Annotated in this window: 27 protein-coding genes, 1 tRNA gene and 1 pseudogene; 19 read left to right on the top strand and 10 right to left on the bottom strand. The window is 69.6% G+C overall.

The genetic code is table 11. From position 1 onward, the window contains the following. Positions 1-4: 4 nt before the first annotated feature. Complete coding sequence (locus ACWDVB_RS21025) at positions 5-283, top strand: hypothetical protein (RefSeq protein WP_451516190.1); 279 nt, start codon at positions 5-7, stop codon at positions 281-283. A 175-nt stretch (positions 284-458) separates the two neighbouring features. Here the strand turns inward: ACWDVB_RS21025 and ACWDVB_RS21020 are convergent, their stop codons facing one another. Then, positions 459-2,048 carry an endonuclease NucS domain-containing protein gene (locus tag ACWDVB_RS21020; protein WP_401755434.1) on the bottom strand — a complete coding sequence of 530 codons (1,590 nt, stop codon included), beginning with the start codon at positions 2,046-2,048 and terminating at the stop codon, positions 459-461. A gap of 437 nt (positions 2,049-2,485) precedes the next feature. Here ACWDVB_RS21020 and ACWDVB_RS21015 point away from each other — a divergent pair, with 437 nt between their 5' ends. Next, positions 2,486-3,847: a hypothetical protein gene (locus ACWDVB_RS21015; RefSeq protein ID WP_451516189.1), complete on the top strand. Its 1,362-nt coding sequence runs from the start codon at positions 2,486-2,488 to the stop codon at positions 3,845-3,847. Between the two features lie 374 nt (positions 3,848-4,221). On the opposite strand, the gene ACWDVB_RS21010 is transcribed toward ACWDVB_RS21015, so the two are convergent. Further along, positions 4,222-4,452, bottom strand: coding sequence for a hypothetical protein (locus ACWDVB_RS21010; RefSeq protein WP_451516188.1), 231 nt, complete (start codon positions 4,450-4,452; stop codon positions 4,222-4,224). 407 nt (positions 4,453-4,859) lie between these two features. On the opposite strand from ACWDVB_RS21010, the gene ACWDVB_RS21005 reads away from it, so the two are divergent. Then, positions 4,860-5,078, top strand: coding sequence for a hypothetical protein (locus ACWDVB_RS21005; RefSeq protein WP_451516187.1), 219 nt, complete (start codon positions 4,860-4,862; stop codon positions 5,076-5,078). Between the two features lie 225 nt (positions 5,079-5,303). Here ACWDVB_RS21005 and ACWDVB_RS21000 read toward each other — a convergent pair whose 3' ends face one another. Next, the gene (locus ACWDVB_RS21000) at positions 5,304-5,585 is read right to left on the bottom strand and encodes a hypothetical protein (RefSeq protein WP_451516186.1); all 282 of its coding nucleotides are present in this window, start codon (positions 5,583-5,585) and stop codon (positions 5,304-5,306) included. A gap of 257 nt (positions 5,586-5,842) precedes the next feature. Continuing rightward, entirely contained in the window at positions 5,843-6,127 is a 285-nt protein-coding gene (locus tag ACWDVB_RS20995; RefSeq protein WP_451516185.1) for a hypothetical protein, read from the bottom strand. A gap of 282 nt (positions 6,128-6,409) precedes the next feature. Here ACWDVB_RS20995 and ACWDVB_RS20990 point away from each other — a divergent pair, with 282 nt between their 5' ends. Then, positions 6,410-6,697 (top strand): hypothetical protein, encoded by a 288-nt coding sequence (locus tag ACWDVB_RS20990; protein WP_451516184.1) that lies wholly within the window; start codon positions 6,410-6,412, stop codon positions 6,695-6,697. 335 nt (positions 6,698-7,032) lie between these two features. On the opposite strand, the gene ACWDVB_RS20985 is transcribed toward ACWDVB_RS20990, so the two are convergent. Further along, on the bottom strand, positions 7,033-7,542 hold the full coding sequence (locus ACWDVB_RS20985; protein ID WP_451516183.1) for a DUF5949 family protein: 510 nt from the start codon (positions 7,540-7,542) through the stop codon (positions 7,033-7,035). A 153-nt stretch (positions 7,543-7,695) separates the two neighbouring features. Between ACWDVB_RS20985 and ACWDVB_RS20980 the strand changes: the two genes are divergently transcribed. After that, complete coding sequence (locus ACWDVB_RS20980; protein ID WP_451516182.1) at positions 7,696-8,424, top strand: ankyrin repeat domain-containing protein; 729 nt, start codon at positions 7,696-7,698, stop codon at positions 8,422-8,424. Next, complete coding sequence (locus tag ACWDVB_RS20975) at positions 8,421-9,092, top strand: GNAT family N-acetyltransferase (protein WP_451516181.1); 672 nt, start codon at positions 8,421-8,423, stop codon at positions 9,090-9,092. The genes ACWDVB_RS20980 and ACWDVB_RS20975 overlap by 4 nt, the downstream gene beginning before the upstream one ends. Before the next feature lie 213 nt (positions 9,093-9,305). On the opposite strand, the gene ACWDVB_RS20970 is transcribed toward ACWDVB_RS20975, so the two are convergent. Then, positions 9,306-10,253 carry a DMT family transporter gene (locus ACWDVB_RS20970; protein WP_451516280.1) on the bottom strand — a complete coding sequence of 316 codons (948 nt, stop codon included), beginning with the start codon at positions 10,251-10,253 and terminating at the stop codon, positions 9,306-9,308. 196 nt (positions 10,254-10,449) lie between these two features. On the opposite strand from ACWDVB_RS20970, the gene ACWDVB_RS20965 reads away from it, so the two are divergent. Then, the gene (locus ACWDVB_RS20965) at positions 10,450-11,475 is read left to right on the top strand and encodes a LysR family transcriptional regulator (RefSeq protein WP_451516180.1); all 1,026 of its coding nucleotides are present in this window, start codon (positions 10,450-10,452) and stop codon (positions 11,473-11,475) included. On the opposite strand, the gene ACWDVB_RS20960 is transcribed toward ACWDVB_RS20965, so the two are convergent. The 3 genes from ACWDVB_RS20960 to ACWDVB_RS20950 all read right to left on the bottom strand — a co-directional run bounded on the left by ACWDVB_RS20960 (position 11,439) and on the right by ACWDVB_RS20950 (position 15,059). Next, a complete protein-coding gene (locus tag ACWDVB_RS20960; RefSeq protein WP_451516179.1) occupies positions 11,439-12,008 on the bottom strand; it encodes a GNAT family N-acetyltransferase in 570 nt (189 codons plus the stop codon). The genes ACWDVB_RS20965 and ACWDVB_RS20960 overlap by 37 nt on opposite strands. A 61-nt stretch (positions 12,009-12,069) precedes the next feature. Further along, positions 12,070-13,425: a PucR family transcriptional regulator gene (locus tag ACWDVB_RS20955; protein WP_451516178.1), complete on the bottom strand. Its 1,356-nt coding sequence runs from the start codon at positions 13,423-13,425 to the stop codon at positions 12,070-12,072. 32 nt (positions 13,426-13,457) lie between these two features. After that, complete coding sequence (locus ACWDVB_RS20950; RefSeq protein WP_451516177.1) at positions 13,458-15,059, bottom strand: ABC-F family ATP-binding cassette domain-containing protein; 1,602 nt, start codon at positions 15,057-15,059, stop codon at positions 13,458-13,460. A 178-nt stretch (positions 15,060-15,237) separates the two neighbouring features. Between ACWDVB_RS20950 and ACWDVB_RS20945 the strand changes: the two are divergent. From ACWDVB_RS20945 to ACWDVB_RS20935, 3 genes and pseudogenes are all read left to right on the top strand, one after another. Beyond that, a pseudogene (locus ACWDVB_RS20945) lies at positions 15,238-15,369 on the top strand (HhH-GPD-type base excision DNA repair protein); the annotation flags it as partial. A gap of 283 nt (positions 15,370-15,652) precedes the next feature. Next, the gene (locus ACWDVB_RS20940; protein WP_003955420.1) at positions 15,653-15,949 is read left to right on the top strand and encodes a type II toxin-antitoxin system VapB family antitoxin; all 297 of its coding nucleotides are present in this window, start codon (positions 15,653-15,655) and stop codon (positions 15,947-15,949) included. A gap of 94 nt (positions 15,950-16,043) precedes the next feature. Then, positions 16,044-16,721, top strand: a complete 678-nt coding sequence (locus ACWDVB_RS20935) for a LytR C-terminal domain-containing protein (protein ID WP_451516176.1) — start codon at positions 16,044-16,046, stop codon at positions 16,719-16,721. A gap of 6 nt (positions 16,722-16,727) precedes the next feature. Here ACWDVB_RS20935 and upp read toward each other — a convergent pair whose 3' ends face one another. Continuing rightward, positions 16,728-17,363 carry a uracil phosphoribosyltransferase gene (upp, locus tag ACWDVB_RS20930; RefSeq protein WP_451516175.1) on the bottom strand — a complete coding sequence of 212 codons (636 nt, stop codon included), beginning with the start codon at positions 17,361-17,363 and terminating at the stop codon, positions 16,728-16,730. A gap of 98 nt (positions 17,364-17,461) precedes the next feature. On the opposite strand from upp, the gene ACWDVB_RS20925 reads away from it, so the two are divergent. The 9 genes from ACWDVB_RS20925 to ACWDVB_RS20885 all read left to right on the top strand — a co-directional run bounded on the left by ACWDVB_RS20925 (position 17,462) and on the right by ACWDVB_RS20885 (position 22,983). Then, complete coding sequence (locus ACWDVB_RS20925) at positions 17,462-17,638, top strand: hypothetical protein (RefSeq protein ID WP_451516174.1); 177 nt, start codon at positions 17,462-17,464, stop codon at positions 17,636-17,638. Positions 17,639-17,830: 192 nt separating this feature from the next. Continuing rightward, the gene (locus ACWDVB_RS20920) at positions 17,831-18,412 is read left to right on the top strand and encodes a tRNA adenosine deaminase-associated protein (protein ID WP_451516173.1); all 582 of its coding nucleotides are present in this window, start codon (positions 17,831-17,833) and stop codon (positions 18,410-18,412) included. A gap of 91 nt (positions 18,413-18,503) precedes the next feature. Further along, entirely contained in the window at positions 18,504-18,947 is a 444-nt protein-coding gene (gene tadA / locus ACWDVB_RS20915; RefSeq protein WP_451516279.1) for a tRNA adenosine(34) deaminase TadA, read from the top strand. Positions 18,948-19,029: 82 nt separating this feature from the next. Continuing rightward, positions 19,030-19,117, top strand: a tRNA-Ser gene (locus ACWDVB_RS20910). Between the two features lie 196 nt (positions 19,118-19,313). After that, positions 19,314-19,493: a hypothetical protein gene (locus ACWDVB_RS20905; protein WP_055553710.1), complete on the top strand. Its 180-nt coding sequence runs from the start codon at positions 19,314-19,316 to the stop codon at positions 19,491-19,493. A 55-nt stretch (positions 19,494-19,548) separates the two neighbouring features. Then, positions 19,549-19,842, top strand: coding sequence for a Dabb family protein (locus ACWDVB_RS20900; protein WP_451516172.1), 294 nt, complete (start codon positions 19,549-19,551; stop codon positions 19,840-19,842). Positions 19,843-20,085: 243 nt separating this feature from the next. Then, positions 20,086-20,937 (top strand): RNA polymerase sigma factor SigF, encoded by an 852-nt coding sequence (locus ACWDVB_RS20895; RefSeq protein WP_451516171.1) that lies wholly within the window; start codon positions 20,086-20,088, stop codon positions 20,935-20,937. A gap of 244 nt (positions 20,938-21,181) precedes the next feature. Continuing rightward, positions 21,182-22,045, top strand: coding sequence for an RNA polymerase sigma factor SigF (locus ACWDVB_RS20890; RefSeq protein ID WP_451516170.1), 864 nt, complete (start codon positions 21,182-21,184; stop codon positions 22,043-22,045). 104 nt (positions 22,046-22,149) lie between these two features. Then, complete coding sequence (locus tag ACWDVB_RS20885; protein ID WP_451516169.1) at positions 22,150-22,983, top strand: hypothetical protein; 834 nt, start codon at positions 22,150-22,152, stop codon at positions 22,981-22,983. Positions 22,984-23,169: the final 186 nt, after the last annotated feature.

Below are 23,169 nucleotides of genomic sequence, written 5' to 3'. Positions count from 1 at the left end.
CGCCATGGCTTCGGCGCCGCAGGAAGAGATCAACAACGCTGCCCAAACCATCTCGGACATGTATGCCGCAACAGTTCCCGGCGAGCACGCCCAGGCCGCCGGCCATGCTGCGGCCAACCTCTGCTCGGAAGCCGGACATCAACTCTTGCACTTGCCGACGGAACTGCAGCAGCTGATCAACGAGGCCATCGATATCGGCTACACGGCCGCTCTGCAAGGCGTACACAACGGAAACTTCGACGAGGAAATCCAAGGATGGCGCCCCCACCTCTTCGAGAAGTAGAGCGCAGCAGGAAGGCCGGGACATGACCTCGACAACCATCATCCTTTCGCCAGCCCCGCCGTGGTCCGTACTGCCGAACCAGACCGTTTCCGCGCACGTGGCTCCTCACAGGACCAGCAGTCGTACGGCCCGTGTCCTGACCCTCCTGCAGGCAGAACCCGATGGCCGAGGAGCCTCAGGCCCCGAAATGAAACCCGGTTCGATAGGTCTCAACCAACGTGTCGATCTGGTCCTCGTACGTTTCCAGGAACGTATCGAGCGAGTAGGCGCCGTTCCAACCCGCGTCGCGGAGCTGTGCCCCCTCACAGGGAATCGGCAGAGTACGGAGGACCTCGTCCTGAACGAAGTGGAGTCGAAGTTCACTCGCCTCTGACACAAGGAGCGGGTTTCCTCCGATCTGCTCGATAAGTACGTAGCGAAGTCCGAGCATTCTCAGGAGATCAAGATCGGCGACCCAGGTCTCATCCATGAGGCGATGAGTCTGCCAGTGCATGGCATCGCGATAGACCAGGCGCACCCGGTCGGCCATGTCGGGGTAGGCAAAACCGTCCCAGTAGAGGGAGCCACGGATCGTGCGGTGGTCTCCGTCCGGAGTAGCCAATGCCGTCCCAAAGGTCATCGGAACGAGTGTTGAGAGCTTGTCGGGCCATCCGTGCACCAACGATGTGATCAGGTCACACGGGTTGTACACATGAAGCATGACATCGCGTTCCACGCCATCGGCCGAGACGTCGTCCAGCCACCGCTCCACGAGCCTCGCCCAATCAGGATTCCTCGCCATGCACGTTCTGCTCTCCTCCCGGAAAGCAGGCCATCTTCCACGGTCCGTGGTTCGCGCGGATCCTGTGTAGAGGACCTGACCGATCCCCTCGTCGTCACCGTTCAGGTCCCGGAGAAGATCCCTCTCGTCCAGCGAAGTGCGCTTGGCGAATTCACCTGCCGTCCGGTAGCCCTCGATCTCCCAATGCGGGTCCTCTGCCAGCTTCCGAAGCAAGCCCGGGCGGGCTGTGTCATAGCCAGCTGCGAAAACGTTGCTGGTGACGTGACAAAGAGCCGCATACTCCAGGGGGTACCCCCCGGTTTCCTCGGGTGAATCTGCCTCGCCGTCGTCGAGCCATGCCGGTGCTCGGTCCGGATCCAGACGCCCGATCGCAAAGTACAGGCCGTACGGTGCGACCACGCTGTCTCTCTTCGAGATGCGCTGGAAATCCGCTGCCAGAAGATCATCAGCTCCTGCCTCTGCAGCTCTAGCCAGAACCTCGCACCAGCCCCGCTCTCTATCCTCCGGGGAGTTGTACAGGTAGATGAAGTGATGCGGGGTCACCTGTGGGGGGATCGCTGCTTCGAGGAACTCCACGCGGTCTGCACACACCGGGACACCGTCGTCGTCCAACGTGAGTTGGTACCCGCGCAGATCGTGAGCCCAGTCGCGCGCCATGTTGCTGACCGGTACGCGAAGCTCGCGCCACGTGGTGGAGACAATCATCGCGCGAATGCGGTCTTTGCGGAGCCCCATCTCTCGCTGCAACAGCTCGGCGTACTTCGTGACCTCATGGAGGGCTCGACCCGAGGTCGAGTCGGATCGCTTCAGTTCGATCACCACCCAAGATCCGTGGCCATCTCGGGCCAGGATGTCTATCCGCCCGCGCGTTCCGTGAGCATTGGGTAGCGGGAATTCCGTTTCGATCAGCTGAAGGCTCGGCTCCAGGAGAGACAAGCGGTCAGCCAACATGTCGCGCAACCGCGCCTCGTACTGAACACCCATGTCGCACCTCTCGGACACGTCCCCGCCCTGGAACGCTAGTTGGTGGCTGATCAGAGGGTGACAGTAGACGACCAGTCTGACATTCCCGGTCCGTTCTCTCCTCTCCCCAGCGAGTCCAGACCGCCCACGCCTGCCCCGCCCGCTGGGTCGCGTTCGCCCAAGCACCCTCGTGATGCCAGTTGGCGCGTGGAAGGACGGGCTGTCGCACCGTGCCCATAGCCCACGCGGCGGTGTGCCGAAGAGTGGAACCTCGAACTGCCGCGTGCCAGGGCCCGGGGGTCTCAACACGGGGCCCTACATGGCGCTGTCCGAGCGCTCCTCGACGGGCCTCTGGCCGAATACCGGCCTGCGCCCCTCGTGCGCACTTGATTGTGCTCCCCTGATGCGTCCTACAGTCCTCCGGCTCACGCCACATCACATCGATGGAAGGGCTGCCAGTGAACGAGGACCATTCCAAAGCCGTCGCCGAGATCCTCCACGAGCTGAGCACCACCTCCCACGTCCAGGTCCGCTCATCCACCGAACTCGCCGCCCAGGTCTCCGAGGCCGCTGAGGACGAGGACGAGAAGCGGTCAGAAAAGGGGCGGGGCCCCCTTCGCCGGCGCACCGACTACCGAGCCGTCCGGACAGCGCCGCGAACACTGACACTCACGCCCTGGCAGGTCATCCACGCCATCGGCTTCGGTGCCGCGTCGGCCCGCCAAGGCGCGGGACGAGGACTGGCCGAACACTGGGGAAGTCTGCGCTACAGCCAGGCCCTGGAAGCCAACCACGGCCGTTACCTGCAGCTGTCGTCCGAAGGGCGTGATCTTCTTCGCTTCTACAAGGCGACCCAGTCCGGAGAAATCGGCACCGGCTTCGCCTCACTGTTGGCCGAGAACGTGGTCAGGTCCCGCTACCCCGATCACTCGGTCTCCGTGATCCCGGCGGATGTTGCGCTGAAGGCCGGCTGGGCTCTCCGCGGCACCGACTCCGGCACCGGCACGCGCCCCGAACCGCTGCAGCGACGGCCCCACTTCTTCGTCGAAGCCTGGCAACCGGGGCAGCCGTCCAAGGTTCTCCTCGTCTCCTCCAAGGGCACCCACAGCAGCGTTCAGCAGGTGCACAAGCAACTCAGCACGGCCAGCGCTCACGTGGAGTCCGTGCATATCGGGCCCTACGGCACCGTCCCGTACCTGCTCATCGGGACAGAGATCCCCAAGAAGGAGAGCCTCGCCCTGCACATCCTGGAGGGGCCGGGTACGACCGTCCTCCGCCCCTCCGGAGAAGCATCAGCAGCCGACCTGAACCTCGCCCTGGAACAGGAGAACTATCCGTCCGATGTCGTGCGGCCCACGGACAGCGGGAAGACAACCGTCCCCGGGTACCAGGTACTGCCCGACGACTTTGACTGGTTCAGCATCGTGCTGGCGCGGACGGAAGCAGCCACCCTCACGGCCTTCACCGGGGGCGGCATACCCACCGCTCAGTACCTGACGAAGGACCAGGGACGACGCCACTTCCAGCACGACGTCCACGCCAAAACGGCCAAGCTGCGAGATGAGGAACACCGCATCCACGGCATCGACTTCGTCGGTACCGATCACATCTACCGCCTCAATGGCATCCGAGTAGAGGCGTTTTCCGGACTCAAAAAGAGTCTCTACACGCACCTCCGCCACGGGCGCGTCAACGAATACCGAAGCGAGGTACACGCCATGCGAGGGCAGTGGCCGGACCGCAGCACATCAGGACAGTGGAACGCTGTGTCCATCCGCCCCGACGGAACCGTGATGGCGATCCGGCTCCAGGAAGGGTGATCCAGCAGCCCGCAGCAACGGCCAGCCGGTCCTGTGTAATGCCGACTCGGGGCGCACAAAGCTGCAGCGGGGCTGGCCAGAGGCGCCCGTGCGACGGAGTGGCCTTGGCAGCCGTGCCCTGATTGGTCTCAGTTCTGGTCTCGTTCATCCCTGTTCAGCACCGTCCACCGGGCATCCCACCGCTCCTTCCGGTGCAGGTCAGGACGCCGATGAATCACCCTGAACCCCCAGACGAACATTTGGAAAGCGCGTTGGGGGCAACCCCTCACGAGTTCGAATCTCGTATCCTCCGCACCCGCCCGCAAGGGCAGACGAAGGTCCCGACCGCTCAGCGGTCGGGACCTTCGTCGTTGTGTGGGCTCAGCCTGGTCGCGTCACCTGCCGCCCGCGTGCTCGGAGAGGGTTTCGTCGGTCTGGTCGGCCCGTTGCAGGAGGAGGGCCAGGTCGCCCAGCTCCCGCCATCGTCCGCTCCCCTCTCCGCGCAGCCAAGCGGGCAGCCGCGCTTGCACGGCGGTGCGCAGGCCTCTGTGCGTCGCGTCCAGAACGAGATGCCGACTGACGAAGCGGAGGGACCGTCCGGAGGCGCGCGTCGCGATGCTGGGCACCGGTACGTCGAGGGCGAGGCGGCCGCGTCCCCGCCCGCCCGGCTGCTCCAGTTCCCCGCCGGTGCCGCTCGGGGCGCGTGCCCTCTCCCGATCGGGGGGACGGACGAGGCATGTGGCACGCGGGACCTGATGTCGCACCGGCCGCGGAGAGGGCGGGAGGACGCGTCTAGAGGACGCGTCTAAACGTACGAGGAGCGATGAGTCGTAATTTCTGGAGTTTCGTGACCCGTGGTTGCACCATTCGGTCGGACGTATTCCGGCCGTGCCGCGTCCAAATGACCCAATGTCCACTCTCGAAGGTGTGGGCCCGGCTGTCTCGGGGCTCGAAAGTCCGGTGAACTGGGAAGAATTGCCGCAAATGCTTCCCCACACCCGGGGCAGCACGGACATTCGACCAGAGGGTGAAGATGATCAAGAAGGCTATTACGTGCGCTGCCATCGTCGCAGCCGCCATGACAGTCGGCACGAGCTCGGCCTCTGCCGACGACCGCGGCATGGAGAATGACAAGCGCCCGTATGCCGCCGTATGGGGTGGTGGCAAGTTCGACGTCGTCAAGAGCTCCAGCGGCGCCGGAATCTTCAGCGGTGAAGGCCACTACGGCGGGTTCCGCGGCTCCAACCGCTGAGTAACCGCGGTCTTTACGGCTCTTCACGGACGGTTGGAAAACAGTCCGTGAAGAGCCGTTATCTATGTGCCGAGCCGCTCGACAAAACAGCGACGGCCCCACCCGCCCACGGCGGAGGAGCCGTAACAACTAAGCAGTGCGGAGAGACCAAACGCCGGGGCCGCTGTGGGAACAGCGGCCCCGGGTCCGTAGCAGGGCCTCGCCTACCGCCGGACTGCGTCGGCGTCAGTCGATGACGGCGCCGAGGATGGGCAGCGCGGGGGAGCCCGAGTCGTCCTTGACGTGCGACTTCTGGCGGATTTCGTTGCACTGGAAGGCGCGGGCCTCGTCCAGCACCTCGACCGTGATGACGTCGATGTCCTGAACGGTCGGGCAGACGTCGCGGATGATCTCGACGTTCTGCGAGTAGTGACCGTGCACCTCTTCGTCGGCCATGGCCGGAGTGGCGGCCATGCCGGTGGCGGTCAGCGTCAGCATCGAGCCGGCGAGAATCTTCTTGGCGTTCATGGTTTTTCTGTGCCTTCCTGGCGTCCGGGTAGCTGCGGCGCTTTCAGTAAGCGCCGACAGTCCCTCTAACTGCCTTGCAGATGCCGGGGTTCCGACGCTTAAAACCCATTCACCCTTTTGCAGCAACATATAGCGGCCGCGGGGCGAACCGGTGTCGTATTAGCCGACCGCGCAGTGTGATGCGGAAAATGGATGGGCCCCGAGTCGCGCGGTTGTATCGGCGACCCGGGGCCCAGCTGCCTCTATGCGAGAAATGACTACTTGTTGATTACCTTGCCGAGCACCGGCAGTGCGGGGGCGGACGAGCTGTCATCGACCTTGGAACCCTGACGGACCTCGTTGCACTGGAAGGCGCGGGCCTCGTCCAGCACCTCGACCGTGATGACGTCGATGTCCTGAACGGTCGGGCAGACGTCTCGGATTACCTGGATGTTCTGCGAGTAGTGACCGTGTACCTCTTCGTCGGCCATGGCCGGAGTAACGGCCACGCCGGTAGCGGTCAGCGTCAGCATCGAGCCGGCGACAATCTTCTTCACACTCATGGTGTGTACCTTCCTGCATATGTGGGCGTCTCCCAGTGAGTGCGCCAGCGAAATCACTAACACTGCGTTCCGTGGTGACGTTTCTCCGGACGGGCAACAATCACCCAGTTACCGCATCAATACGTCTATCGACCATAGCGTGATCAGACTTTTGGACAGCGCAAGGATGCAAATGGGTGAAAGCCCCCCGTCTCGCGCAACTTCTGGCCCGGCTCGGCGGTTGGGTCCGGCGTCGGCACCCAGACCGGGTGCTATATCCCCCGGGAAGGAGAGCTCAGAAAAATGAACTCTAAGAACAAGAAGGTGCTGGCCGGGTCCATGCTGACCCTGGCGGCGACCGGTATGGCTATTACTCCGGCCATGGCCGATGAGGAGACCCACGGTCACTACTCGCAGAACATCGAGGTCATCCGAGACATCTGCCCGACCGTTCAGGACATCGACGTCATCACGGTCGAGGTGCTGGACGAGGCCCGCGCCTTCCAGTGCAACGAGATTCGCCAGAAGTCGCACGTCGAGGACGACTCCTCGGCTCCCGCGCTGCCGGTTCTGGGTACGGTCGTCAACTGAGGTTCTGCGTCTGAGTCTCTGCCGGGCCGGCACCGGGCACCAGAACAACCAGGTACCACGCGTACGTCAGCGGCACTGTGAGGGTGACCACTACCTGGTGGATCTGAGGCAGGTATCGGCTCAGTGGAATCCGGCGATCGCCCCGGGTCGCGGAGGAATATCCTCCGCGACCCGGGGCACAGTTTTTTCCGAATCCCGGACCACCCGAATCCAGAACCCCCCGAATTCAGAACCGCCCGAATCCAGAAACTCCCAGAGCCAATGCCTGTCAAAGCAATGCCGGAGCGGCGTGCCCGAGAACGGGCCGCCACTCCGGCAACTGGGGCGTACGCGCGTCAGCCGCGCACCCGGCGCACCGGCAGGAGGCACCGGGTGCTGGTCCTCACCATTTGCTCGTCCGAGACGAAGGCCCGCAACTGCTCCGCGCCGACCGGCTTTCCCTGCACGACTTCCGGCCACGGGCGCGTCGCGCAGATCAGGAAGGCCGTGCCGCTTTCGTGGGCCGCCTGCTGCCACTGCGGGGAGACCGGGCACTGGACGTGCAGGAAGGGCAGGCTGAGCACCGCTTGTCCGGCCTCCACCAGCAGCGAGACCGAACCGCGTGTCTCACGCGTCAGGTCGGTCACCGTGCCGCCGGTCGAGAGACCGGCCTTCTCCAGCTCGGCCCGCAGCGCCTCCGTGCCCGCTTCCGGCCCGTCACGGCCATCCCCCCGGGAACACACCAGGAGGAATGGCGTCACGGGGCCGTCCGAGTCGGCCGCGGGTCCATTGGCCCACGGGGTGATGACGAGGGTGCCCAGGAGGGAGCCCTGCTGTTCTGGCTTTACGGCAGTGGTAGAGGTCATGTCCGCGGATGCTAGTGGCGCCTTCATGGGCCTTCGGGGGTGTTTACACCCGTTCGGCCGATGCCTGGGACAGTGATTCCCCCGGCCGGGTAACCGACCCCCGTTGTCAGTGGCCGCTGACAGAATCGGCGGCAGTCGATCAGGAGGTCGGGCATGACAGTTCTCGACGCGCGGGATCCACTGGCCGTCGCGGTGACCGGGGCGATCCGCACGGGTGACGTCCCCGCGCTCCAGGAACTGCTCGATGCCGACCCCGGCCTCGCCTCCGCCGGGATCAGGCAGGACGGCGAGGCCGCGGGGACGCGCAGCCTGCTGCACATCGCCACGGACTGGCCGGGTCACTTCCCCGCGGGGCCCGAGGTCATCGCCGCCCTGGTCGCGGCGGGCGCCGACCCGGACGCCCACTTCGTCGGCGCCCACGCGGAGACGCCCCTGCACTGGGCGGCCAGCAGCGACGACGTGGCGGCGCTGGACGCCCTGATCGCCGCCGGCGCGGACATCGAGGCGAGCGGCGCGGTCATCGGGGGCGGCACGCCGCTGGCCGACGCACGCGGGTTCGGCCAGTGGCGGGCGGCACGGCGGCTGCTAGAGCACGGGGCGCGGACCACCTTGCAGGACGAGGCGACGCTCGGCCTCCTCGACCGCGTCCGGGCCCGGCTGACGGCACGCCCGCCGACCGGTGACGACCTGGACACGGCCTTCTGGGGCGCCTGCCACGGCGGCCAACTGCTCACCGCCCGCTGTCTCCTGGAGCGGGGTGCCGCGCTCGACCGGGTCGGGTACGACGACATGACCCCGCTGGACATCGCGGTCGCGGCGGGCGCCGACGAGGTCGCGGCGTGGCTGCGGGAGCGGGGCGCGAGGAGAGGGGTGGAGCTGTGACACCGCCCACCACCGTCACGACCGTCACCAACGTCACGACCGTCCCGCCCGTCCCGCCCGTCCTCACGACCGTGCGGCTGGTCCTGCGGCCCATCGAGCGCGCCGACGTGCCGCAGCTGTCCCGGCTCTGGACGGATCCCGAGGTGCGGCGCCATCTCGGCGGGCCCGTGGCCGAGGACGTGGTGCGCGAGCGGGAGCGGCGGTGCGTGGGGGCCCCGGGGGCCTTCACCGTCGTACGCGCGCGGGATGACGTCGTGCTCGGCCTGGTGACCGTGGAGCCCGCGGCACGGCAGGGGCGCGCGGAGATCTCGTACCAACTGCTGCCTGAGCACTGGGGGCGTGGTTACGCACGCGAGGCGGTGGGCGCGGCGGCGGGCGCGGCGGCGGGCCGGGTCCTGGCGTCCGCGAGCGACGGCACCGATGTCGTCGCGGTGACCCAGGAGGCGAACTCCCGCTCCCGGCAGCTGCTCGAAGCGCTCGGCGCGCGGGTGGTGGAGCGGTTCGTCGAGTGGGGGGAGCCGCAGGTGCTCTACTCCTTCGGCTCACGCGACCTCTCGGACGGCTCCCGCGACTTCTCGGACCGGTCTCGCGACTTCTCCGACGGCTCCCGCGACTTCTCGGACCGGTCTCGCGACTTCTCCGACGGCTCCCGCATCGCGCCTCACTGACACCGCGCGCCCTTCGCCGCCGCCACCTTTCGCGAGGTCGGCCACGTGGTGATCTCGCCGCCTGCCGAGATCGCCGGGCCAGCTTCGCCGTCGCCGTGGCCGCGTTCGCACTCGGAGCGGGGCTGCTCGTCACCGTGCCGGGGCTGCCCGTCCTCGCCGGGGCGCTCGCAGCGGCGGGAGGACCCGGCTGCCCCGGGGGCACGCGGCAGGGACCTACCGGCCAGACAGTTCACGGCGTCTGCGTACCGGCGAGAGGGAGGACGCGGAGGAAGTCGGGGATGCCCCGAGAGATCCCACCCCGGCCGTTGCCCGCCACCCTTTTTGGCTCCTGCTCAGCCCCACCCCCGCGAGCACCACCACCATGCCGACGACGACCCGCGGACCGATCTCCTCGCCGAGTACGAGCGCGCCGAGCGCGACCGAGACCACCGGCAGCAGATAGCCGACACTGGCGGCGGCGGTCGGGCCCTCGTCCGCGATGAGGCGGGAGTTGAGGTGGAAGGTGATGCCCGTGCCGAGCGTGCCCAGGATGACGACCGCGACGATCGCGGTGAGCGTCGGGGACGACGAACCGGCCGGTGCGGCGGGCAGGGCGAGCGTGGTCAGCCCGGTCGCCGCGAGCAGCTGGGCGGCGGAGAGGGCGAGCGGCGCCGCGTCGCGGGCGATGAGGTGGCGGGCCATGTAGGCGAAGGCGACGGCGTAACTGACCGCCGCGGCGAGCAGCACGAGCGCCCCCCAGCTCGCGAGCCCCGTCCGCTGCCAGGGCGCGAAGATCAGCAGCGTACCCGCGAAGCCGAGCAGCAGGCCGACGAGGCGGAGCGGGCCGAACCGGCGTTCGGTGCGCAGCGTCAGGCCGATGGCGAGGGACCACAGGGGGGTGGTGGCGTTCAGTACGCCGGCGACGCCCGAGTCGACGGTCTGCTCGCCGAGGCTGAAGAGGAAGAACGGCAGGGCGTTGCAGAAGAAGGCGGCCACGGCGAGGTGTCCCCAGATCTTGCGGTCGCGCGGCATCCGCTGCCCCGCCGCGCGGGCCAGGACGAGCAGGACGGCCGCGCCGAGCGCGCACCGGATGATCGTGAGGTGCAGGGGCGCGAGCCCGCCGTTGAGGGCCATCTTGATCCAGAGGAAGCCGGAGCCCCAGAGGAGGGCGAGGACGGCCATGCGGACGGGGGTGGCGCGGGGGCCGCTGAGCACGGTTCGCCTCCTGGCTGGGGTTGATCGGGACACAGGCGTACAGGCGTACAGGCGTACGGGCGTACGCCCCTCCCCTTACGGTCCAGTGAGCCAACTCGTAAGACAAGCGAAAAGATCTGGAGCCTGAATTAAGCAGCACTGCACAGTGCTGCACACTGGAGTCATGCTTGATATGCGGCGCATGCAGATCCTGCGGGCGGTGGTCACCAGCGGTTCGGTCACCGCGGCGGCCCGGAATCTCGGGTACACGCCCTCGGCCGTCAGCCAGCAGATGGCGGCCCTGGAGAAGGAGGCGGGCATCGCGCTCCTGGAGCGGAACGGCCGCGGGGTGCGCCCCACGGACGCGGGGCGCGTGCTCACCGAGTACGCGACGGTCATCGGCCGGCACGCCGCCGAGGCGGAGACCGCGCTCGCCGAGCTGCGGGCGGGGCGGACGGGCCGCGTCTCGATGCGGTACTTCGCCACGGCAGGGGCTCCCCTCGTCGCCCCGGCGCTCGCCGCGCTGCGGCGCGAACAGCCCGGGGTACAGGTCGAGTTGAAGCTCTTCGAGCCGGACGACCCGGTCTCGGAGGTGAAAGCGCGGCGGGCCGATCTGGCGCTGGTGGTCAGGCCCCGGGGCCAGGCGGCGGTGGACGGGGTCCGGTTCGTGCATCTGCTGGACGACCGGTACCGCGCGGTGCTCCCGCGCGGCCATCGGCTGGCCGAGCGGCCGGTCCTTGATCTGTCGGACCTCGCCGGGGAGCCCTGGGTCGCGGGCGAGACGCCGGGTCCGTGCCTGGACCCGGTGCTCGACGCCTGCGCGGCGGCCGGTTTCACGCCGGACTTCGTGGTGGAGAGCGGTGACTACGCCACGGCCCAGGGTTTCGTCGCCGCCGGCCTCGGCGTCAGCCTCGTCCCCGAACTGGGCCTGGCCACGGGGCACCGTCCCGACGTGGTCGTACGAGAGGTCAGGGGCCCCGAGCCGGTCAGAGCGATCCACGCCGCGGTACGGGCCGCGTCACCGGTCCAACCGGCGCTGCGGGGGCTGCTTGAGGCGTTGCGGACCGCGGCGTCGGTGGCGGTGGGGGTGGGAGCGGCGCCCGGCGGGAGCGGTGCGGAGCCGGAGGCCGTGCTTCCCGAAAACGTCCAATCACACCACCAGCGAAGAACCGCTCACGGCATCCCCCCACTGGCCGGCGGCGCCGCATAGCACCGCAAGGAGACCCGCTGCCCCGGCCCCCACTCCTGCTCCACGACGGCCAGCAGCTGCCAGCCCAGACGTTCGTAGAGCGCCGCCGCCGAGGCGTCGGAGGAGACCACGTCCAGGACCGGGTGCAGGCCGCGCGCCCGCGCCTCCCGCACCGCCCGGCCCATCAGCAGCGCGCCGATGCCGTGGCCGCGCGCGTCCGGCGCCACGAAGAGGCGGCTGATCACGGCCGTCGCCTCGGCGTCCACGCCCGCGCGCTCGCTCCACAGCCCGGGAGCCGCGTCCCCCGCCGTGCTCCGGGACAGCGCCACGTGCCCGACGACCCGCCCGTCGAGCTCCGCCACCCAGGCGCCGAGCGCACCGGCATCGGCCAGCCAGTCGGCGGGCTCGGCAGGCCAGTTGACGGGGTAGCCGTCGGTCTTGTGGACCAGGGCGAGCACACCGACGCACGCCTCCAGCTCACGCTCACCGGCCCGCTCCCGTACCCGCAGAACGGGGTGGCCATCCGCCGCGTCAGCGGCACGGTCTCGTCTCATCGGAGCATGGAAGCACAGCGGCGCGGACGAGGAGCCCCTCACCGAGGAGATGCCCCGCGTCTCACCGAGGAGATGACCCGCGTCCCCCGGCGTGACCACCACCCGGCACCGCATCGGTGACGTCTCGCAGCAGCAGGGCCGCGAGGGCGAGCGCGGCGCCGCGTGCCGAGGTGAGGTCCAGGCCGGTCAGGGACGAGACGCGGGCGAGCCGGTTGTCGACCGTGTTCGGATGCAGGCTGAGTCGGCGCGCGGTCGCCCGGCGGTCCTGCCGCAGCTCCAGATGGGCGCGGAGGGTCTCGATCAGTTCGGGCCGGTCGGCGACCGGTTCGAGCAGCGCGGCTATCCGGTCGCTGCCGGCGCTGGGCCGGGACAGGTGGTATTCGAGCAGTACGTCGTCGAGCCGGTGCAGTCCGGGCGCGCGGCCGCAGGCACGGGCGACCCGTACGACCTCCTCGCCGGTGCGGGCGGCCCGCGGGATCTCCGCGACGGAACCGGCCACCGCGGCACAGACACGCAGCCCGGGACCGCAGAATTCCCTGAGCCCCGCCATCAGTTCCACGGGTACGTCGACGACACCCGGGACGAGTGCGTGTCCACCCCCGCCCTCCATGAGCGTCAGCACGGCGACGCCGAACGCCCGGTCCAGCGTGGCCTGCAGCCGCCGCACGAGCCGCCGCACGGCGACGGGCCGCCCCACCCCGCCCCCTCCCGAGGGCACCCACAGAAACAGGACGAGCGCACCCTCTTCGTAGGGTGCCGCGGCCTCCCCGTCCCTGGGCCGGGCCCCCGACAGCAGCGCCCGCGCCAACGACCGCCGCTCCTCCCGGCGTTCGGCCACGATGGCGGCCTGCTCGTCGAGATAGGTCTCGGTGACGGCGGCCACGACACGCTCCTGCACGCCGAAGAGGTAGTCGCTCAGCTCGGCGAGCGCGGCCTCCTCGCCGGGCAGGGTGGCGTCCCGCAGCGCGCGCCACAGCACCTGCGTGCCCAGGCAGTGCGTGCTGAGCAGCAGGTGCAGCGGCATGCCCTCGTCCGCGCGCTGGGCGGCACGCACCCGGAAGTACTCGTGATCGCCCGGCGCCTCGCCGGTGCCCGCGACGCGGTCGAGGAAGAGCCGCAGCCCGTGCCGCGCGGTGGCGGCGATCTCGACGTCCCGCACGTCCGACGGCAGCTCGCCGTAACCACGCAGCCGCGCGAAGGCGTCCCGCGTCATGCGCCGCGCGAGCTCGTTCACGCGGGGCTCGCACCGCGCGGCGATCACCCGCGCCGCGCGGCCGACCGACGGGGCCGACGCGTCATCCACGTACGCGTCCGGCACGTACGCATCCGACACGTACACGTCCGACACATACGCATCCGCCACATACGCATCCGCCACGTACTCGTCCGAATACGCGTCCGAACCACTGGTCGCCATGCCTCGCCACACTAACCAACCGCACGAACCGCTCAGGCCAGCCCGACCAGCTCCCGATAGTCGGGTCCCCACAGATCCTCGTCCCCGTCCGGAAGCAACAGCACCCGGTCCGGCCGCAGCGCGTCGATCGCGCCCTCGTCGTGCGTGACCATCACGATGGCCCCGGGATACGTCCCCACGGCACCGAGGACCTCGTCCCTGGAGGCCGGGTCGAGGTTGTTGGTGGGCTCGTCGAGCAGCAGGACGTTCGCGCCCGAGTGGACGAGCCCGGCCAGCGCGAGCCGGGTCTTCTCGCCGCCGGAGAGCACGGCGGCGGGCTTGTCGGCATCGTCCCCGCCGAAGAGGAAGGAACCCAGCACGCGCCGCACCTCCCCGTCGGTCAGCTGCGGGGCGGCGCCCGCGAGGTTCTCCCGCACGCTCTTCGCGCCCTCCAGGGTGTCGTGCTCCTGCGCGAAGTACCCGAGCCGCAGCCCGGGCCCTTCGACGACCCGCCCCTCATCAGGCCGTTCACGCCCGGCGAGCAGCCGCAGCAGCGTGGTCTTCCCGGCCCCGTTCAGCCCGAGTACGACGAGCCTGCTCCCCCGGTCGACGGCCAGATCGACACCGGTGAGGACGCGATGGGACCCGTACGACTTGGTGAGGCCGATCGCGCCGAGCGGCATCCGGCCGCACGGCGCGGGCTCGGGCAGCCGGATCCGCGCGACCTTCTCGCCGCGCCGCACCGGCTCCGTCCCGGCGAGCATGCGCCCGGCACGCCGGTCCATGTTCTTCGCGGCGGTGGCGGTCGCGACGTGCGAGCGCATCTTGTCGGCCTGGGCGCGCAGCGAGGCGGCCTTGCGCTCGGCGTTGGCGCGTTCGCGGGTACGCCGCCGCTCGTCGGCCGCGCGCTGGGCGAGGTAGGTGTGCCAGCCGGTGTTGTGTACGTCGATGGCGGCGCGCCGTGGGTCGAGGTGGAAGACGCGGTTCACGGTGTCGGCCAGGAGCCCGGTGTCGTGGCTGACGAGCACGAGACCGCCGGGATACGACGACAGGTAACCGCGCAGCCAGCCGACCGAGTCGGCGTCGAGGTGGTTGGTCGGCTCGTCGAGAAGCAGCGTGTCGTGCTGCGAGAAGAGGATCCGGGCCAGCTCGACGCGGCGCCGCTGACCGCCCGACAGCTCGCCGACGGGCCGGCGCAGCGTCCGCTCCGGCAGCCCGAGCCCGGCGGCGACCCGGGCGGCCTCCGCCTCGGCGGCGTAACCGCCGCGTGCCTGGAACCGGTCGTCCGCGCGGACGTAGGCGGCCATGGCCCGCTCCTGCGCGGCCGGGCTCGCGGCGTCCGCCATGGCGGCCTCGGCGGTGCGCAGCGCGGTGACCGCCTCGCCCAGGCCGCGGGCGGAGAGGACGCGGTCGGTGACGGTGACGGCCGGGTCGGCGGCGCCCGGGTCCTGGGCGAGGTGGCCGACGGAGCCGGTGCGGGCGACGGTGCCGGCCGCGGGGGCCGTCCGGCCCGCGAGGATCTTCATCAGGGTGGTCTTGCCGGCGCCGTTGCGGCCGACCAGGCCGATGCGGTCGCCAGGGGCGATGTGGAAGTCGGCGCCGGACAGCAGAAGTCCGGCGCCGACGCGTACATCGATGCCTCGTACGGTGATCATGGGGTAACGCTCCGCAATAGCGAATGGACACACGGGTGGCGTGAGAGCGGTGTCCTGGCTAGGAAATGCGGGGCGTAGACATACCGCGAGGCTACTGGCGGCACGCCACCCCTCGCACGGCCTTTTCGCCGGCACCGCGCAGAGCCGTGCGGTACGCCCACTCCATAGCACTCGCTCCTGGCGCGCGGCCGCCGGTGACCACGGCCCGCCGAAGGCGTACCGATCCGTCGCGGACATCACGGGCCCGGAGTCCCTCCACAAGGTCCGCGCCCGCACACAAGAACTGAAGGCCGCGGCCAAAGCCGCAAAGCCCAAGGCCGAGCCCACCGAGCGCCGGCCCCGGCCAGCCGGTCCCAGCCCTGCCCCAGCCCTGCCCCAGCCCTGGCCCCGTCCGTCACCCCGACCACCGCCACTGACTCGTTCGAGCGGTTCCCGCTCCCCGGCGTGGACGACTTCGGCCGGCTTTCGCTCACTTCCGCGCCTGTTCCCGCCTTGAGACTTCCCGGTTTGCCGCGATTTACGGTGTCTTTTCCCGGACCCGCACTCCGTCACCATGGCTGCGCCCGGAGAGTCTTGACCGGTAGGCTTTCCGTGTGATCTTCAAGCGCATCGGAAACGGCCGGCCGTACCCCGACCACGGCCGGGAAAGCACCCGGCAGTGGGCGGACGTCGCGCCGCGCCCGGTCCGCCTCGATCAGCTCGTGACGACCAAGGGGCAGCTCGACCTCGAGACGCTGCTCGCCGAGGACTCGACGTTCTACGGCGACCTCTTCGCGCACGTCGTGAAGTGGCAGGGCGACCTCTACCTGGAGGACGGGCTGCACCGCGCCGTCCGCGCCGCTCTCCAGCAGCGCCAGGTGCTCCACGCCCGCGTACTCGAACTGGGCTGACCGCGTCGGCTCCATTGGGCCTTTCGGGTTGGACTGTCCCCCGGTCGATGATCATCTAGTAGGCAGCACCGCCACGCCGCACTACGCTGCGCCCATGAGCATGCTCACTCCCCCCGGCATGGGCGGCAAATACCGCATCACGGGAGCCAAATATCCGCGGATGCGCCGCACCGGCGGGCGCCGCAGGATCGTGCTCGCGGTCATCGCGTCCGCCGCGGCCATGGGCCTGATCGCCTGGGGCACGCTGCAGCTCATCCACGTATTCACCGGAAGCGGCGACAAGGCGTCGGCCGCGGCACCGGTCACCCCGGACTGCGACAGCAAGCCGGACCCCGCCGCCACGGCCGGCCCCACAACGAGCGCCGCCCCCAAGGCCAAGCCGCTGCCGAAGCCCGCCCAGATCACCGTCAACGTCTTCAACGCCACGCCCCGCAGCGGCCTCGCCAAGAGCACCGCGGACGAGCTGAAGAAGCGCGGCTTCGCCATCGGCGAGGTCGGCAACGCGGCGGAGCAGTTCGACAAGAAGGTCAAGGGCGCCGGGATACTGCTCGGCGCCAAGAAGGCCGCCGACACCGCGCTCCCCGTACTCGGCACGCAGCTCGCGGGCGCCGAGCGCAAGACCGACGGCCGCGAGGGCGGCGAGGTCGACCTGATCATCGGCACGCAGTTCAAGGATCTGGCCAAAAAAGAGGACGCCGACAAGGCCTTGGCGGAACTCACCAAACCCATGCCGACGCCCACGCGCTCCGGCGGCGACGGAAAGAACTGCTGACCGCGGCTACTCCGCCGTGCCGTACATCCGGTCACCGGCGTCGCCGAGCCCGGGCACGATGTAGCCCTGCTCGTTGAGCCGCTCGTCGACCGACGCCGTCACGACCGTCACCGGCGTGCCGGCGAGCTCGCGCTCCATGACCTCGACGCCCTCGGGGGCGGCGAGCAGCACCACGGCGGTCACGTCGTCGGCGCCGCGCTTGATGAGCTCCTGGATCGCCGCGACGAGCGTGCCGCCCGTGGCGAGCATCGGGTCCAGGACGTACACCTGGCGCCCGGAGAGGTCCTCGGGCATGCGTGTCGCGTACGTGGAGGCCTCCAGGGTCTCCTCGTTGCGGATCATGCCGAGGAAGCCCACCTCGGCGGTGGGCAGCAGCCGCACCATGCCGTCGAGCATGCCGAGGCCGGCGCGCAGGATCGGCACGACCAGCGGACGCGGGTACGACAGCTTGACGCCCGTCGTCCTCGTCACCGGGGTGTTGATGTCGACCTGCTCCGTGCGCACGTCCCGGGTGGCCTCGTACGCGAGCAGGGTGACCAGCTCGTCGGCGAGGCGCCGGAAGGTCGGGGAGTCGGTGCGCTTGTCGCGCAGCGTGGTGAGTTTGTGCGCCACCAGCGGGTGGTCGACGACGTGGATCCGCATGGCATCAACAGTAACCGGGCCCGGCCCCCGCCCCGCGCTGGCATCAATACGGCCGACCGGGGGAAGGTGGGGACGTACGAACCGAGGTGGTGTGGCCCATGGCGGAGCGCAAAGCGGATCCGGAAGACGAGACCAGCGCCGAGCGCCGCCGGCGCCGCGCCCAGTTCCTGCGGGAACGCACCGAGGCCATCGAGCTGCGCGACCGCGTCAAGCCGCGCCGCGCCCGGGCGGCACGGATGCGTCAGCAGATGCGCATGCGTACGTTCCGCTGGTGACCGGCCGTGACCGGCCCGGTGTGCGGCGGGCCCCGCGAGGGCCCCGGACGAACCCGACGCGGACACAGCGGCCCGAAGACCTCTCCTGACGGCCCCGTTTCTGCCACGATTCCGAATGGGCGGGACTCGGCACAGCGATCCCCGCTCCCCGACCTCGCCGGGGGGACCCCAAACCGCCAACCGGCACTGCCTATGACCAGTGGGAGAGTCACGGTGTACTTCGCCGCACTGCTCGCGCGCACCGAAGACGGGTGGGAAGCGAGCGACACGGAGCTCGACGATGTGGAGACCCTGGCGGATCTGGCCGAACTGGCCCGTGAAGCCACGGCCGACTACGACGACGACACAGTGCTCGTCTTCATCGAACAGGAAGAAGCGTGGTTCGGCGTCGTCCGCGTGGACGGCGAGGAGGACCCTCGCATCTATGTCTCGGACGCGGCCGCGGCCGCCCGCAGCTCGTACGGGGAGATCCTCCTCACCGACGAGATGCTCGGCCGCGATCCGGGCGCCGACGACACGGTCGCCGACCTGGAGGCCCTCGACCTCGACGGTACGGAGGACGGAGAACCAGAACCGGAGGAATCCGCCGACGACGGGGACGAGAGGCCCGCCGAGACCGGCGACGCGGTGCCCACGGGCCCGCTCGGCGACACGGAGATCCTCACCGACCTCGGCGTGCCGGAGAAGGACCTGCTGGGCCTCCGGCCCGGTGACGCCCTCAACGAGATCGCCGAGATCCTCGGCGCGGCGGAGGTGCTGGAGACCGTCCGCTAGGTTCCCCGGTGTGGACCACCTCACCGCAAACGGACCCGAACGCGAACCCGAACACCGACCCGATCCCGTACGCGACCACTGGCGGGCGCCCATGCGGCTCGCCCTGGCCGAGGCCGAGCTGGCAGGGAGGGGCGGTGATGTTCCCGTCGGTGCCGTCGTGCTGGCTCCGGACGGCACGACGGTGCTCGCGGTCGGGCACAACGAGCGGGAGCTGACCGGCGACCCCACCGCGCACGCGGAGGTGGTCGCCATCCGCGAGGCCGCCGCCGGGCTCGGGCAGTGGCGGCTCACCGGCTGCACGCTCGTCGTGACGCTGGAGCCCTGCACAATGTGTGCGGGCGCGATCGTGCAGTCCCGCGTCGACCGGGTCGTCTACGGCGCGCGGGACGAGAAGGCCGGGGCGGTGGGCTCGCTCTGGGACGTCGTACGCGACCGACGGCTCAATCACCGGCCCGAGGTCATCCACGGAGTCCTCGCGGAGGAGGCCTCCGGGCTTCTCACGCGTTTCTTCCGCGAGGGCCGCCGGGGCCGCTGAACCGGGCCTCCGCGGCAGCCTCCGGTGGTGGCGTCCGAAACGGATTTCTGACCACGGCCCATCTTGGGCTAGAGTTCTTCTCGGTAGCGTGTCCGAGCGGCCGAAGGAGCTCGCCTCGAAAGCGAGTGAAGGGTAACCCCCTTCCGTGGGTTCAAATCCCACCGCTACCGCTCTTGCATACGAAGGGCCCGTCCATCTGGACGGGCCCTTCGTCGTTCCTGGAAGTGCCTGGGAAGTTCCTGAGGGAGGCGGGCAAAGGGCCTCTGTCGTCGGGCCGTTGGTCCTTAAAGCCTGTGGGTGCGCTCCGGGATAGACTCACCGCCGTCACAGGGGTCACACGGGGCGCGGGTAAGGGGAGGCCAGATCGTGGCAGTGCAGTGGAAGAAGCTCGGCCTCTTCGTAGTGGTCGTCTTCGTGCTCTACGTGATCATCACTGACCCCGCCAAGGCCGCCGACTACGTGCAGATAGGGTTCGAAGGCGTTTCGAGCGCCGCTCAGAGCATCGGCGACTTCATGACGTGGGTGGCCAACGGAGGCAAGGACTGAGCGGCCGCCGCAGCCGCCGAGGCCGCCGAGCCCCAGCCCTCTCCAAGGAGTGCCCGTGATCCGCCATCTGGTCCTCTTCAAGCTCAACGACGGTGTGCGGCGCGACGAGCCGCGCGTGGTCGAGGGCGTCAAGGCCTTCCGCGCCCTCGGCGGACAGATTCCGGAGCTGAGGTTCTGGGAGTGCGACTGGAACATCACCGACCGCCCCATCGCGTACGACTTCGCCATCAACTCGGCGGTCGAGGACACCGATGCGCTGAAGCGGTACATCGAGCACCCCGCCCATCAGGCGGGCGTCGCGCTGTGGCGGGAGTTCGCCACGTGGGTGATCGCCGACTACGAGTTCTGACGTCGAGTCCTGACAACGAGTTCTGACGACGGGTTCTGACGACGGGTTCTGAGCCGCCCGATCGAGCAGCTTCCTCAACGGCCCCGCACCGCTACGGTGCGGGGCCGTTCCGCGTCCCCGGCCTCAACTTGCCCCTCAACACGTAGTTATCGGGTGCTTGCACACAGTGCACATGTCTTGTGATGCTATGACCGCTTTTGATGGATGAGTTGACCGAGCTCGACCGGGCTTGACTGAGAAGGGGTGGCGTTGACCGTGCCGGCCAGTACTGCGCCTGAGGCTCCACCCGCGAAGACCGCGCCGAGCACCGGGAGCACCGGGACCGGAAGCACCCGCGGTGCCGACACCCGGGCCCTCACGCAGGTCCTCTTCGGCCAGCTCAAGGAGCTGGAGCCGGGCAGCCTCGAGCACGGCCGGGTGCGCGGCGCCCTCATCGAGGCCAATCTGCCGCTCGTGCGGTACGCCGCCGCCCGCTTCCGCAGCCGCAACGAACCGATGGAGGACGTCGTCCAGGTCGGGACCATCGGGCTCATCAACGCCATCGACCGGTTCGACCCGGACCGAGGGGTGCAGTTCCCGACCTTCGCGATGCCGACCGTCGTCGGCGAGATCAAGCGGTACTTCCGCGACAACGTACGCACGGTCCACGTGCCGCGCCGTCTGCACGAGCTGTGGGTGCAGGTGACCGGGGCGACCGAGGACCTCACCACCGCCTTCGGGCGCTCCCCCTCGACCGCGGAGATCGCCGAGCGGCTGCGCATCACCGAGGAGGAGGTGCTCGCCTGCATCGAGGCCGGCCGCTCCTACCACGCGACGTCGCTGGAGGCGGCCCAGGAGGGCGACGGGCTGCCCGGTCTGCTCGACCGGCTCGGCTACGAGGACCCCGCGCTCGACGGCGTCGAGCACCGTGATCTCGTACGCCATCTCCTCGTCCAACTGCCCGAGCGCGAACAGCGCATCCTGCTGCTCCGCTACTACAGCAATCTGACGCAATCACAGATCAGCGCCGAATTGGGCGTTTCCCAGATGCATGTGTCGAGACTCCTGGCCAGGAGCTTCGCACGACTTCGGTCCGCAAATCGGATCGAGGCGTAACCGTATCGAGTGGAGTGCCGTCGGGACTGTTCCCGACGGGACCGCTCGCTTAAAAGCCCCAGACCCCCTCTTTCCTGCACGGATGTCACCCTTGTTTGTCGACAAGTAACTACAGCGTGTTGCCGACATGTGACATTCTGCTGGAACCGCGTTTGCCGTAGCCCCACCTCCGGTATTCAGGTGGAGGCTGCGTTCCTCCGACGGGAGCGCCCGCCGCGACCGTCCGCGACCTCAAGGGGGTGGCATGTCCGCAGACCAGGGCAGCTCGAAGGTGCTCACGCTCACGCTCACCAAGAGCCCGAGCGATTCCGCACCCGACGCGCTTCAGAGCTCAACGGCCCCGGAAGCCATCGACACCAGGACCCTGTCCCGCTCCCTGTTCCTGCGGCTCGCCGCACTCGACCAGGACAGCCCCGAGCGCGTCTACGTACGCGACACGCTCATCGAGCTCAACCTCCCGCTCGTGCGGTACGCGGCGGCCCGCTTCCGCAGCCGCAACGAACCGATGGAGGACATCGTCCAGGTCGGCACGATCGGCCTGATCAAGGCGATCGACCGTTTCGACTGCGAACGGGGTGTGGAGTTCCCGACGTTCGCCATGCCGACGGTCGTCGGGGAGATCAAGCGCTTCTTCCGCGACACCAGTTGGTCGGTGCGCGTCCCGCGCCGCCTCCAGGAGCTGCGGCTCGCGCTGACCAAGACCAGCGACGAGCTGGCCCAGCGGCTCGACCGCTCGCCGACCGTGCCCGAACTCGCCACGGCACTCGGGGTGTCCGAGGAGGACGTCGTCGACGGCCTCGCGGTGGGCAACGCCTATACCGCCTCCTCGCTCGACTCCCCGGCCCCCGAGGACGACGGCGGCGAGGGCTCCCTCGCGGATCGGCTCGGGTACGAGGACTCGGCCCTCGAAGGCGTCGAGTACCGCGAGTCGCTCAAGCCGCTGCTCGCCAAGCTGCCGCCGCGCGAGCGCCGCATCATCATGCTGCGCTTCTTCGCCAACATGACGCAGTCGCAGATCGGCGAGGAGGTCGGCATCTCGCAGATGCACGTCTCGCGGCTGCTCACGCGGACGCTGGCGCAGCTGCGCGACGGCCTCATCTCGGACTGACCCCGGCGCACCGACTGAGCCCCGACTGCCCCTCAACAGCGCGGCGCGTGGCCGGTGTTGCTGACGGGGTTCCTAATTGACAGCCCGTCAGCCACACTGCCGCCATGCGACGTGGTGTTCGGAACGTGCTCGGTGCGTCGGCGGCCGTGATGTGCCTCGGCGGACTCCTTGCCGCGTGCGGTGGCGAGAGCGGTGATGGCTATGTGGCGACCGGGGCGGTCGGCGCGGGCGGCGCGGGCGGCGCGGGCGGCTCATCGCCGGACCAGGCCGTGGGCCCGACCGGCGACGTGAGGCTGATCCCGCTGGACGGGGCCGACGGCGGTACGAAGGACTCCGAAGGCGGCGCCAAGGACGGTCGCGGCGACTCGGCGGGAGCGCCGCCCGGATCGGACGAGGGCGCCCCCGAGAGCAGCGGAGAGGGCGGCAGGGAGGGGAAGCCGCCCACCGCACAAGGGAGTTCGCCGCCCGGTGGCCCGGCGGGGCCGGGCGGCTCCGGCGCCGGGCCGTCGGCGGGGAACCCGGGCAGTCCGCCGCCCCCCTCGTCCCCGTCACGCCCATCGCACCCATCGCACCCATCGCCCCCATCGCCCCCGGGCACGGAGAAGCCTGGCCCCGCCAGGCCACCGGGCGGGCCCGCCGCGCTCAGCGTCGGCGCTCCGGAGCGCGAGCCCGCGGACAAGCGCTGGTGCGAGAGAGTGACGGTCACCTTTCGCAACGCCGGTGGCTCACCGGTTCGTTCGGGCACGGTCACCTTCGGTACGCACATCATCGGCGCGCTCGGTGTCGACTGGGACACGGTGGAGTCGACCGTACGGCTGCCCGTGCCGATCGCTCCCGGCGGGAAGAAGGAGAAGACCTGGCCGGTGTGCGTGGACGCGTGGCGCGTGCCGCTGGGCATGCGGGTCGAGACGCAGGACGTCTCGGTGGAGTGGAGGTAGGGGGCCCTTCAAGGGACCGGGCCCTTCGAGGGGCGTGGGCCTTTCGAGGGGCGTGGGCCTTCGAAGGGCGTAGGCGTCGAGGTGTGCCTGCGGGTGCGTCGTGGCTGGTCGCGCAGTTCCCCGCGCCCCTATCGGGGCGCTCATGCCCCGCCGCAAAAGGCGCGGACGTCTGCGCCCCGTCAGGGG

It is taken from the genome of Streptomyces sp. NPDC003379 (assembly GCF_053589195.1).
The sequence above is the reverse complement of the archived record's forward strand: the minus strand, read 5'-3'. Positions and strand labels throughout refer to the sequence as shown.